The sequence below is a fragment of the Nitratidesulfovibrio sp. D1 genome (genome assembly GCF_051133415.1).
Classification (GTDB): domain Bacteria; phylum Desulfobacterota; class Desulfovibrionia; order Desulfovibrionales; family Desulfovibrionaceae; genus Cupidesulfovibrio.
Map to the genome: position 1 here is coordinate 51,510 of NZ_JBPGNZ010000003.1, position 12,737 is coordinate 64,246.

The window sequence follows — 12,737 nt, forward strand, 5'->3', positions numbered from 1 at the left end:
AACGCCATGGGGCTGTTCTGCTGGCTGCCCTTCCGCCGCAAGCGGCGGGACGAGGAACGCGCCGCCGCCGAAGAGGCCTTCGCGGCGCGCCATCACCGCTTCAAGCTGGTGCTCAACGCCTGGGCCAAGCTCCAGGAAGTGATGACCGAGATGGAACTGGCCCTGTGCTGCGTCCATCCCTTCGGCATGCAGACGGTGCGCTCGCTGTGCACCCGCATCACCACCCAGGTCTTCCAGTGCATCCGCCAGCTGGATGAACTGGCCCCCGGCCGCTACCCCGAGCTTTCCGCCCGCTTCGACGCCATCCAGGCCGAGGTCTCGGCCATCGTCTACGGCCGCCCGGCCACCATGGACGGCCCCCTTGCCCTGCCGTTCGGCCATCCGGACCTTGCCCAGCCCGACCTTGCCGACCCGGCCCTGACCCGCCTGGGGGGGCTGCGGGACGCCCTGGCTCCGCGCGGGGGCGGCGCGTCTGGCGGACCGGGCGGGCCGGGCGGCGGCGTGCCCGACGGGTTTATCGTCACCGCCGCCGCCTGCCAGCGGCTGTTCCGCCATCAGGGCCTGCAAGAGGAGATCGGGCGGCGGGTGCAGGCATCGGGCGGCATCCGGCCGGACAACCTGATGGACCTTTCGCCCTCCATCGCCGGGCTGATCCTGGCGGCCGAGGTGCCCGGCGAGGTGGCCGACGCGTTCATGGACGCCCTGTCCGCCCTGCGGACCCGTGTGGCCGCCCGTCCCGGCGCGCGGGGGCGCAACATGCGCCTGCTGCTGCGCGGCCGGGTGTGGCCGCAGGGGTCCACCGGCGCGGGGGAAGGGGGCGACGACGACGCGGGCGGCATGACCCTGTGGGGGCCGTCCATCCCGCTGTTTGACGACGCCGACCGGCAGCGGGTGCTCGACGCGCTGCGCGCCACCCTGGCCCTGAAGTATTCGCCCCAGGCCATCGCCTACCGCCGCAACCGGGGCCTGCGCGACGCGGGCACCTGCGTGTGCGTGGGCTGCTTTGCCGTGGAAGACCCCGTGGCCGGGGGCATCGCCTACACCGGCAACCCCCTGCACGCCCGCGACACCTCGGTGCACGTGTTCGCCGCGCGCGGTCTGTCCGAGGCCGTGGAGGACGGCGCGCACGACGTGGACGCCTACCACGTGTGCCGCGCGGGCGGCTCGGTTCGGCTGCGCAGCATCGCCCCCGGAACTGGCGCGGACGCCGGACCGGTTCTGCCGGTTCTAAATGACACGGAGGCCCGCGCCGTGGCCGAACTGGCGCTGGCCGTGGAGGAACGCTACGGCCTGCCGCAGGAGATCGACTGGCTGCTGGAGCCGGACGGCTCCGTCTCGCTGCTGCATGCCCGTCCACTGCCCGCGCCGCGCTCGCACCTGCCGGAAAGCTACGCCGAATCGGAGGCCGAGGACGCGGCCCAGACCGAATGTCCGCCCCCGGCCCTGCTGGACGGCGGGGTCACCGCCGGGCCGGGCGTGGTGGCCGGGCCGGTGCACATCGTGCGCGAACGCGACGACGTGCGCTCCTTCCCCGACGGCGCGGTGCTGGTGGTGCGGCGCGACCTGGCCGAATGGGGCATGCTGCTGGACCGCGCCGGGGCCGTGGTGGCCGAGCGGGGCCGCATTTCCAGCCAACTGGCCGCCGTGGCGCGCGAATTCGGCAAGCCCGCCGTGTTCGGGCCGTTCCGGCAGGGCAGCCCGCTGGACCTGCTGGAGCAGGGGGCCGTGGTCACCGTGCACGGCGACGTGGGCGTGATCTACCCCGGCCGCGTCGATGCCTTCGTCGAATCGGCCCCGCCGGAATGCAACTTCATGCCCGGCAGCCCGGTGCTCCAGGCCCTGGACGCCGCCGCCCACCACATGCTGCCCCTGACCCTGGATCCGGACTCGCCGGACTTCAAGTCGGCCAACTGCCGCACCTTCCATGATCTCGGGCGGTTCTGCCACGAAAAGGCCGTGGCCGAGATGTTCCGCTTCGGCTCGCAGCAGCGCCACGCGCCGCAGCGGGTCAAGCAGTTGCAATGCGACGTGCCCAAGCAATTCTGGGTGGTCAACCTGGACGACGGCTTCGACGGCGAGGTCAACGGCCCGCTGGTGCCCATCGCGCGGATAACCTCGGTGCCCATGCGCGCCCTGTGGCGCGGCATGAACGCCGTGCCGTGGCAGGGGCCGCCGCCGGTGGACGCCAAGGGGTTCCTGTCGGTGATGTTCGAGGCCACGGCCAATCCGCATCTGGACCCGGCGGCCCAGACCGCGTTCTTCACCGAGCGCAACTACTTCATGGTTTCGCGCAACTATTGCAGCCTGCACTCGCGCTTCGGGTTCCATTTCGTGGCCGTGGAATCGCTGGTGGGCGAACGCACCCCCGAGAACTACGTGGTCTTCCAGTTGCGCGGCGGGGCCGCCAACATCGAGCGCCGGGTGCGCCGGGTGGAATTCGTGGCCGGGCTGCTGAAGGAATTCGGCTTTGCCTGCACCGTGCGGCGCGACGCGCTGTCGGCCCGCATCGAGAACCTGCCCGAGGTGCAGGCCCTGCGCATGCTGCTGGTGGCCGGGTACATGACCATCCACACCCGCCAACTGGACATGATTATGAACGACGGTCCGCAACTGGCCGAGCGGCGCGCGGCCATGCTGGCCGACTGCCGCCGCCTGCTGGAAGAGGCCGATCAGGCCGCATCTGTTGAAGCCGCGCGCCCGCGCCGGGCCGTGGACCCGGCCGCCCCGGTCTGATCCCCCGTCGCCGGGCGCGGCCCCGGCCACAGGGCGGAAACGGGTGGGGCGCGAAACGGATGTTTCCCCGTTCCGGCGGTCCGGACGCTCCTTGCGATTGTAAAATGCTGGATGATCGGGTAATTGTCGCACATGGGGTGACCCCCGCGCGGCCCGTGTTCCACGGATGTGCCACCGGGGGAGAGGGGTTGCCGCCCCGGCGTGCCGACGTGCCGCTGCCGAAACGAATGTGTCGCACGCGCAACGGTTTCGCGCCGTGGCCGACGTATCGTCCGCTGCCGGGCGGCGCTTTCCTCCCTTGCCCCAAGACCCCTCGCCCGAGGCGGCCTTTTTCCGGGCCCCCCTTTCGCCGGGGCGGCCCGCCCACGGAGGCTGGATGGACATCGGCGGATACACCAGGCTGCGGCGCAGGCTCACCTTCGCCATGCTCGCCTTTTCGCTCGTGCCGCTCTTCGCGCTGGGCTTCTTCATCCATCTGCAGTTTTCCAAGACCTACCACGAACGCATGGTCTCGGGCATCGAGGCGGTGACGGAAAGCAAGCGCCGCGCGCTGGACACCTTCCTGGCCGAGCGCGTCTCGCAGATCAAGAGCCTGGCCTGGACCCACTCGTTCGGCGAACTGTCCGACCCCGCCCAACTGGGCACCATCTTCGGGGTCATCCAGTCCAACGCCCGCTCCTACGTGGACATCGGGGTCATCAACGACCAGGGCGAGCACGTGGCCTACGTGGGGCCGTACTCGCTGGAGGCGGCCAACTACCGCGACGAGCCGTGGTTCCACGAGGTGATGCTGAAGGGCCAGTACGTCAGCGACGTGTTCACCGGGTTCCGCCGCTTTCCGCACTTCATCATCGCGGTCATGCGCCGCGAGAACGGCCGGGCCTGGATACTGCGGGCCACCATCGATTCCGCCGCGGTCAGCGCCATGCTGCACCGCGCCTACTCCGGCACCAACAGCGACGCCTTCCTGCTGGGCACCGACGGCACCCTGCAATCCGATTCGCGCAACAACGGCGCCATCATGACCCGGCCCGCCCTGCGCATGACCACGCCCGACAGGGCCAAGCGCGGGGTGGTGGTGGACACCATCGCCAACACCGAAGGCCGCCCCATGGTCACCGGGATGACCTGGCTCGAAAACATGCCCTGGCTGCTGGTGGTCATGGACGACCCGCGCGAACCTCTTTCGCCGCTGGTGCACACCCAACTCATCGTGGTGCTGTTCCTGCTGGGCGGGGCCGTGGTCATCTGCCTGGGCACCTTCTTCACCACCCGGATCATCGTGGACAAGGTCATCGAGGCCGACCGCAGGCAGGCCATGCTCGACGCCTCGCTCATGCAGTCCAGCAAGATGGCCGCCCTCGGCAAGCTGGCCGCCGGCGTGGCGCACGAGGTGAACAACCCGCTCATGCTCATCCGCGAGAACGCCGGGTGGATCCGCGACCTGCTGTCCGAGGAAGACCCCGCGCGCATGGCCCACCATAACGAGATCGAGGAAGCCGCCAACAAGATCGAACAGCACGTGGACCGGGCCAAGGGTATCACCCACCGCATGCTGGGCTTCGGCCGCCGCATGGAACCCATGCAGGAGAACGTGCCGCTCAACGTGCTGACCGAGCAGACCGTGAAGTTCCTGGAAAGCGAAGCCCTGCACCGCTCCATCACCATCCACAAGGACTTCGACGCCGAACTGCCCGCCATCACCACCGACACCGCCCAGGTGCAGCAGGTGATCCTGAACGTGCTGGACAACGCCATCGACGCCGTGGGCCAGGGCGGGGTCATCACCGTGCGCACCGGCGCCACCGAAAGCGGCCATGAAGTGTTCGTGGCCGTCACCGATACCGGCGGCGGCATCTCCCCCGACGTGCTCGAACACATCTTCGACCCGTTCTATACCACCAAGAAGGCAGGCGAAGGCACCGGCCTCGGGCTCGCCATCTGCTACTCGATCATGGAAAAACTCGGCGGCCGCATCGTGGCGGAAAGCACCCCCGGCAACGGGGCCACCTTCACCGTGCTTCTGCCCACCGCGCCGCCCGCCTTCACGCAGGATACCCTGCTCAACTTGCGGTAGAGCCTGCGCCGATTCAACCGGGGGAAGGGACCCTTCGGAAAGGGTCTCCTTCCCCCGGACCCCCATCCCCCCAAACTTTTCAACGGGGGGAGTAGCCCAAAAAGGGGTCAAGGGGACGCGGTCCCCTTGCGGGGCGCGGGGCAGAGCCCCGCTTTCCACCGGCGCGAAGCATAGGATTTTGGGGAACCATACGGGGCAGAGCCATGAAGATTCTCATCGTGGATGACGAAACGGAATTTCTGGACCTCATGCACAAGCGGCTTGCGCGGCGCGGCATGGAGGTGGACACGGCGGACAACGGCGCGGACGCGGTGGCGCGCGTGGAGCAGGGCGTCTACGACGCCGTGGTGCTGGACGTGAAGATGCCGGGCATGGACGGGCTGGAGACGTTGCGGCGCATCAAGGCCCTGCGGCCCGAGGTGCCGGTGGTGCTGCTGACCGGGCATGCCAGCCTGGGCGCGGCGCTGACGGGCATGGAACTGGGCGCGTTCGACTACATGCTGAAGCCCGTGGCCATCAACGAACTGATCTTCAAGCTGGGCGAGGCCGTGCGCCACGCCTGAGCGGGGCGTGAGCACGGCGGCGGACACCTCACGACGGACACGACAGCGGATAGCACATGGGCGGCTTTTTCCACAAACTCGGCACGTTGTTCCGGCGGCAGGACGCGCCTGCGCAGGACGGGGGCGTGTCCGACGCCGAAACCGAACGGCTGCGCGCGCTGTACCGCGAGCGCTGCTCGCGGTTCCGGCTGCTGCTGTCCGCCAACAAGAGCGCCCTCGAGATCATGGCCGACATGGAGGAAGCCCTGCGCGGGGTGCGTCCCTTCGGCATGACCTACGTGCGCGGGGCCTGCACCCGGGTGTGCGCCAGCGTGTTCCAGATCGTGCGGCACCTCAACGCGCTGTCCGACAACCGTTGGCCCGAACTGGAAACGAAATTCGACGAGATCCGCACCGGCATCGAGGCCGTGGTGGCCCCCCACGTGCGCGCGGGCGGCGGCCCGCTGGTGCTGCCCATTGCCGCCACCGGCGTGGACCTGGCGGACCAGACCGGCGGCAAGATGGCCAACCTGGGCGAAATCCGCCGCCGCCTCGGTATCACCGTGCCCGACGGCTTCGTGGTCACGGCCAGCGGCTACCAGCGCTTCATGGAGGCGGGCGGCCTGCAGGAGGAGATCGACCGGCGCATCCAGGCCGCCGACGCCACCCGCCTGGACGAGGTGTTCGCCCTGTCCGCGTCCATCCAGCAACTCATCCTGGCCGCGCCCGTGCCCGGCGACCTGGCCGACGCCATCACCGCGCAGGTGGAACGCCTGGCCGGGCCGCTGCATTCCCCCCATCCCGGCACCAGCGCCTGCGCGGGTGCGGAGGTGCGCTTCGCCGTGCGCTCCAGCGCCGTGGGCGAGGATTCGCTGGACGCCTCCTTCGCCGGGCAGTACCGCTCCGAACTCAACGTGCCGCCCGAGGACGTGCTGGACACCTTCAAGGATATCGTGGCCAGCAAGTACGGCGTCACCGCCATGACCTACCGCCTGGCGCGCGGCATCCCCGACGAGGACGTGCCCATGTGCGTGGGCTGCCTGGTCATGGTGGACGCGGTGGCGGGGGGCGTTGCCTACAGCCGCAACCCGCTGGACCTGCGCGACAACACCGTGGTCATCAACGCCGTGCCCGGCCTGCCCAAGGCCGTGGTGGACGGCAGCTTCAGCCCGGACGTGTTCGTGGTCTCGCGCGAGGTGCCCATGCAGGTGGCGCAGCGGCAGATCGCGGCCAAGCCCCAGCGCTTCGTGCGCGACCCCGTGGAGGGCGTGCGGCTGGAGGACATGCCCGCCGACATGGTGGACGCCCCGTGCATCGACGACGCCCGCGCCCTGGAAATCGCCTCTCTGGCCGCCGGGTTCGAGGTGTTCTACGGCGAGCCGCAGGACATCGAGTGGGCGGTGTGCCCGGAAGGCGTGCTGACCATCCTGCAAAGCCGCCCCCTGCGCGAGGCGCGCCACGACGAACTGCCCCAGGGCGAATCGCCCGTAGCCGGGGATGAATGCGCGCCCACGGGTGAAGAGACCGGGGCGGCGGAGCGTGCGGATGCGCACGCACCCCTGTCCGGCGGCTACAATTGCGGCGAATCCGGTCCGCCGGTGCTCCTGCTGGGCGGCACCCCGGTCAGCCCCGGCGCTGGCGCGGGCCTGGCCCACGTGGTGCGCAAGGACATGGACCTGCTGTCCTTCCCCGACGGCGGGGTGCTGGTCATCGAGCGGGCCTTGCCGCGCTGGGCGCCGCTGCTGTCCCGCGCGTCCGCCGTGGTGGCAGAGGCGGGCGGCGCGGCCGGGCATCTGGCCAGCGTGGCGCGCGAGTACGGCGTGCCCGCCCTGTTCGGCCTGCCCCGCGCCGCAGAACTTCTGGAGAACGCGGGCATCGTCACCGTGGACGCGGACAACCGCCGCGTGCATCCCGGCCGCATCGAGGAACTTCTGGGCCACGCCCCGCGCCGCAACCTCATGGAGGGCAGCCCCGTGCACACCGCGCTGGCCGAGGCCGCGCGGCTCGTGTTGCCGCTGCACCTGCTGGACCCGGAATCGCCGCAATTCGCCCCGGCCCATTGCCGCACCCTGCACGACATCACCCGCTTCTGCCACGAGAAGTCCGTGGAGGTGCTCTTCGGCGTGTCCGATCATATGGGCGTCGCCGAGCCCGGCGCGCAGCGTCTGGGCAAGCAGTTGCGGGTCAACGGCACGAAATTGCAGTACTGGCTGCTGGACATCGACGGCGGCTTCCGCAAGCCCGTGTCCGGCCCCGTGGTGGACCTGGCCGACATCGCCTCCGCCCCCATGCTGGCCCTGTGGGACGGCATGACCGCCGTGCCCTGGGCCGGGCCGCCCGCCACTGACGCGCGCGGGTTCCTGTCCGTCATGATGGAGTCCGCCGTGAACCCGGACCTGGAGCCCACCGCCGCCACCACCCTGGCCAACCGCAACTTCCTCATGATCTCGCGCGACTACTGCAATCTTCAGGCGCGCTTCGGCTACCACTTCTGCACCGTGGAAGCCATGGCCGCCGACAACCCGCACGAGAACTACGTGACCTTCCAGTTCAAGGGCGGCGCCGCCAGTTCCGAACGCCGCACCCTGCGCGCCCGCTTCGTGGGCGAAGTGCTGGAAGCGCGCGGCTTCCGCGCCGACGTCAAGGACGACGCCCTGTTCGCCTCCCTCGAAGGACTGCCCAAGGAGCGCATCCTCACCCTGGTGCGCGGCGTGGGCTACCTGCTCATCCACACCCGCCAGATCGACATGGTGGCCCACAACGAACGCGTGTTCGGCCCCATCCGCGACCGCATCGCCGCCGACATGGCGAAGATTGCGCCTGTCACCGGGTAACGCCGGGAAGCTTTGGGAGAAAGAAGTAACCGGAGGAAGAAACCTTTTGGAAAAGGTTTCTTCCTCCAGACCTCCATCTTCCAAAGCTTTTTAATTGTTGGTGGGTTGCTGGCCAAATTATGAAGGCGTGTTCGTCACGCCCCTGTAATTAATTCCCCCCCTAACAAAAAGTTTTGGGGGGTGGGGTTCGGGGAGGGAGACCTTTTTTAAAAGGTCCCCTCCCCGATTCTCTTGAAAATCCTTTCTTACAACCGCTTGGCCACCTCGTCCCAGTTCACCAGCTTGTCGAAGAAGGCCTGCACGTAGTCGGGGCGCTTGTTCTGGTAGTCCAGGTAGTAGGCGTGTTCCCACACGTCGATGGTCAGGATGGGGGTGTAGCCTTGGGTCATGGGGTTTTCGGCGTTGCCGGTCTTCAGCACCTTCAGCACGTCCTTGCCGTTTTCGCGGCCCTTGACCAGCCAGGCCCAGCCGCTGGCGAACTGGGTCTTGGCGGCGTCGGAAAGCTGGGTCACGCAGGCGTCAACGGAGCCGAAGGCGGCGGACAGGGCGTCGGCCACCTTGGCGGGGGGCGTGCCGCCGCCGCCGGGCTTCATGCCCGCCCAGTAGAAGGTGTGGTTCCAGGATTGGGCGGCGTTGTTGAACAGCCCGGCCTTGGCCGGGTCGCCCGCCACGGACTTGACCACTTCCTCCAGCTTCATGGAGGCCAGCGGGGTGCCTGCCACGGCCTTGTTCATGTTGGCGTAGTAGGCGGCGGTGTGCTTGCCGTAGTGGAACGAGATGGTGCGCGCGCTGATGGCGGGTTCCAGCCCGTTTTCGGGGTAGGGCAGCGGCGGCATGGGGAAGGCGTCGGGGGCGTCGGCGGCGTGGGCCACCGAGGGGCCGAGCAGACGGGTGCCGGCGGCCACCAGGGTGGCCGAGGCGCACAGGGACATGAAACAGCGGCGGGTGAAATTGGACGGCATGGCGTTCTCCTTGCGGATGAAGGTGGGCCGCGCCAAGCTCTCCGGAGATGACCGGAAAATGCCGGAGAGGGACGGTGCGGCGAAACGGGGCGCGTGAAGGCCCCGTGGGTACCGGATGCCGAAGCCCGCAGGCGCGCGTGGGCAGCGCGGCGAATCCGGCCGGGCCGGAAATGCGGGCGAGTGTTCCCACCATACCATGAATCACTCATCCCGCAAGAGGTGGGGCGCAAGGAATCTTTTCCGGCGCGGACGCGAAAAGGGAACGGCCCCTCCGCCGGGTGGCGAAGGGGCCGTGGTCGTCATGCGGTCAGGCAGGCGCGGCTACGCTTCCTGCTTGATCTTGGACTTCTTCATGGTCAGGCCGATGCCGTCGAACAGTTCGAAGATGGCGAAGCCGTACCACACGGTATACAGCACGTAGAAGACCAGCAGGCCGATCATCACGCCCAGCTTGTCCATGACCTTGGCGGCCGGGATGCCGTAGAAGTTGTAGCCGGTTTCCACGGCGCGCTTCAGCACGGAGTCCACGACGCCGGCTTCTTCCACCATCTTGTTCTTTTGCAGCGCCTTGATCATGGGGTTCAGCCCTTCCCACCAGGCCTCCATGACCGTCATGTGGTCCATGCCCGCGTAGCGCGCGGAAACGGCCTTGCCGTCGTTCTTGTACATGGCGTCGGAGTCGGCCACGGCGGCGGCGAGCAGCGCGCCCAGGTCGCCCTGCACCTTCAGGGTGGAGCCTTCGGCGGTGGCGGTCACGCCCACGGCGGCGAACACCTTGGCGGCGTCGTCAGCCTTCTTGGAGGAGTAGGCCACTTCGACGACCTTGCCCTTCAGCGGTTCGACGCGCCTCTGGGTTTCGGGGATGAAGTAGGACGAGCCCTTGGACAGCTTGTTGAACAGGTCGTCCGAGTATTCCAGGCCGTTCAGGGGCTTGCCGCCGTCACCGGGAAAGAGCGGCATGAAGATCATGAAGAAGACCGCGCAGAAGGAGCCCATGAGCAGCAGGCCCTTCATGAAACTGCTCTTGCTGTGGATAAGCATGTTACGCCTCCGCTCTCAGCTTGCCGATGTTGGCGAAGAACTTGCCGAACACCCAGACGCCGAAGAAGGCCACCACCACCCAGAAGATGATGTTGCCCACGAATTCGATGTTGCCCACAAGGTCCTTGGACAGGTTTATCACTTCCAGTTCCACCAGCTTCTTGGGCAGGGTGGCGGCGCGGTTGATGAAGCCCGCGATGATCGAGATGGCGTAGAAGCCGCGGATGTGAATGCCCTTGACCACCTTGGTGGTCAGCGCGCCGACCTGGATGCCCAGCAGCGAGCCGATGAGCATGCCCATGGCCAGGGTGTAGAACACGTAGCCGTAGATGGCGTACTGGGCGATGGCGCCGAGACCGGCGGTGAAGATGATCTGCAGGATGTCGGTGCCCACGGTGGTCATGGACGACACGCCGAAGATGTACACGAACATGGGGAAGGTGACGAAGCCGCCGCCCACGCCCATGATGGCGGCCAGGATGCCCACCACCATGCCGCCCGCGGCGACGATCCAGCCGGAAATGCGGCGGCCGCCGGGCACGAGGTCTTCGTCGAAGGTGATCATGGGCGGCATGTTCATGGCCTGCAACTTGACGGACAGGCCCGTGGCGCCGCTGCTGCCGCCGTGGGCGTCGCCGCCGCCGCCGGCCTTGCTGGCCTTCAGGAAGTCGAACAGGGCGTAGAAGCCCAGGAAGCCCAGCAGCACCGCGTAGATGGAACTGATGAACAGTTCCGACAGCAGGGGGTCGGTGTTGTACAGGCCCTTGTTGATGGCCCCGCCGATGAAGGTGCCCCCGCCCGAACCGATCAGGAAGGCGATGGCCAGCTTCACCGACACGTTGCCCAGCTTCTTGTGCACCGTGGTGCCCATGATGGCCTTGGCGAAGATGTGGAACAGGTCAGTGCCCACGGCCAGGATGCCCTTGACCCCCGCGGCCATCAGCGCCGGGGTGATGATGAAGCCCCCGCCCGCGCCGATGCAGCCGGTGATCAGACCGGCGGCCAGGCCCACCGCGATGGAGACCAGGAAAATCTTGGTGGAATAGAACGCAGGCGCGTAAGCGGTCTTGCTGCCCAGCATGGAGCCCGCTTCGGCGAAGCTGAACATCAGGATCGGCAGCAGCAGGATGCCGAGGATGATCAGTTTCTTTCTGTTCTTGATGATGGACGTGGACACCTCGATATCCCACTGCGCGTGGGCGATGGAGCCAGCCTTCAGGAATTCGAAGACTTGTCTTGGAAAGCTCATTCCGGTTCCTCCGTGAAACTCGATGCGTGATGCATACCCGTTTACCCAGCCTCCGCCCCCGTGCACCCCTCGCGGCGCAGTGGGACGAGCCGGAGATAGCAACGGTTGTGCCAAAAGGAACGAATGCGGATATGATGTGGTAATATGATGAGATAATTTGCTTTATATGGCTTGAGGGCCGAGGGGGCCGGGCGTGTTGCGGAACGCGCGCGGACGGGACGGCGCGACTGTCCGGAATCCTGGCGGCAGCCCGCCAACCGGCCACCGGCGCGACCTGGCGGTACGGCTGCCCGAGTGGCACGAGTAAAGGCGTAACGCATTGCGGTGGGGCGGTTGCGGGCGGGGTATTGGTGTCTTTCAGGATATTATTTTAAAAAACAGTGTATTAGTGTTGTTGTGGGTGCCCGCATCCGGTTGCGGTCGGTCTGCCGGGCGCGGGGCCGGGGCGAGGTGTCAGCTTTTTTTACACGGCAGCAAGGAATCCGGCGTCCGGCGGGGGTGGGAGCGTCCGCATCCTGTACAGTGCCCATGGGACGCGATAGGTGAGGTCCATGCCCATACACGCCATCATCTTCGACCTTGACGGCACCCTGCTGGACACGCTGGAGGACCTGGCCGACGCGGCCAACGCCTGCCTGCTGGCGCAGGGCTTTTCCGCCCATCCCGTGGACGCCTACCGCCAGTTCGTGGGCGACGGGGTGGAAACCCTGTTCCGGCGCGCGCTGCCGCCGGGCACCCCGCCCGGCGCCGCCACGGAGGCCGCCGTGGCCGCCCTGGTGGCCCGCATGCGCGACGAATACGGCGCGCGCTGGTCGGCCAAGAGCGCGCCCTATCCCGGCATCCGCGAACTGCTGGCCGCGCTGGCCCCCGCCGGGCTGCCGCTGGGCGTGCTGTCCAACAAGCCGCACGCCTTCACCCGCCTGATGGTGGGCAGCTTCTTTGATGGCGCGGGTTGCGGCGGGGGTGATGCCCCGGGCGGCGCCCCGAATAGTGCCCCTGACGGTGCCCCGGATTGCGACGGCCCGCTGGGCCCGTTCGCCGTGGTGGCCGGGGCGCGCCCCGGCGTGCCGCGCAAGCCCGACCCCGCAGCGGCCATCGCCACGGCCCGGGCGCTGGGGGTGGACCCGGCGCACGCGGCCTTCGTGGGCGACAGCAACGTGGACATGCGCACCGCGCGCGGCGCGGGCATGCTGGCCGTGGGCTGCCTGTGGGGTTTCCGGGGGGAGGCGGAACTGCGCGAGAGCGGCGCTTCCGTGCTGCTGGCCCATCCGCTGGACCTGCTGGACCACCTCTAGCTGC

The 12,737-nt window shown here is 68.2% G+C and carries 8 protein-coding genes; 5 read left to right on the top strand and 3 right to left on the bottom strand.

From position 1 onward, the window contains the following. Positions 1 to 6: 6 nt before the first annotated feature. From ACR4XJ_RS05985 to ACR4XJ_RS06000, 4 genes are all read left to right on the top strand, one after another. Positions 7 to 2,733, top strand: coding sequence for a PEP/pyruvate-binding domain-containing protein (locus tag ACR4XJ_RS05985; protein ID WP_434754359.1), 2,727 nt, complete (start codon positions 7 to 9; stop codon positions 2,731 to 2,733). Between the two features lie 376 nt (positions 2,734 to 3,109). Continuing rightward, entirely contained in the window at positions 3,110 to 4,810 is a 1,701-nt protein-coding gene (locus ACR4XJ_RS05990; RefSeq protein WP_434754360.1) for a sensor histidine kinase, read from the top strand. Positions 4,811 to 5,013: 203 nt separating this feature from the next. Beyond that, a complete protein-coding gene (locus ACR4XJ_RS05995) occupies positions 5,014 to 5,373 on the top strand; it encodes a response regulator (RefSeq protein ID WP_333505016.1) in 360 nt (119 codons plus the stop codon). A gap of 56 nt (positions 5,374 to 5,429) precedes the next feature. Next, complete coding sequence (locus ACR4XJ_RS06000; protein ID WP_434754361.1) at positions 5,430 to 8,186, top strand: PEP/pyruvate-binding domain-containing protein; 2,757 nt, start codon at positions 5,430 to 5,432, stop codon at positions 8,184 to 8,186. 245 nt (positions 8,187 to 8,431) lie between these two features. Here the strand turns inward: ACR4XJ_RS06000 and ACR4XJ_RS06005 are convergent, their stop codons facing one another. From ACR4XJ_RS06005 to ACR4XJ_RS06015, 3 genes are all read right to left on the bottom strand, one after another. Beyond that, positions 8,432 to 9,148, bottom strand: a complete 717-nt coding sequence (locus ACR4XJ_RS06005; RefSeq protein WP_434754362.1) for a superoxide dismutase — start codon at positions 9,146 to 9,148, stop codon at positions 8,432 to 8,434. A 321-nt stretch (positions 9,149 to 9,469) separates the two neighbouring features. Then, entirely contained in the window at positions 9,470 to 10,189 is a 720-nt protein-coding gene (locus ACR4XJ_RS06010) for a hypothetical protein (protein WP_434754363.1), read from the bottom strand. Position 10,190: 1 nt separating this feature from the next. After that, a complete protein-coding gene (locus ACR4XJ_RS06015) occupies positions 10,191 to 11,438 on the bottom strand; it encodes a sulfite exporter TauE/SafE family protein (protein WP_434754364.1) in 1,248 nt (415 codons plus the stop codon). Between the two features lie 551 nt (positions 11,439 to 11,989). Between ACR4XJ_RS06015 and ACR4XJ_RS06020 the strand changes: the two genes are divergently transcribed. After that, complete coding sequence (locus ACR4XJ_RS06020; protein ID WP_434754365.1) at positions 11,990 to 12,733, top strand: HAD family hydrolase; 744 nt, start codon at positions 11,990 to 11,992, stop codon at positions 12,731 to 12,733. The last annotated feature ends 4 nt before the right edge of the window (positions 12,734 to 12,737 follow it).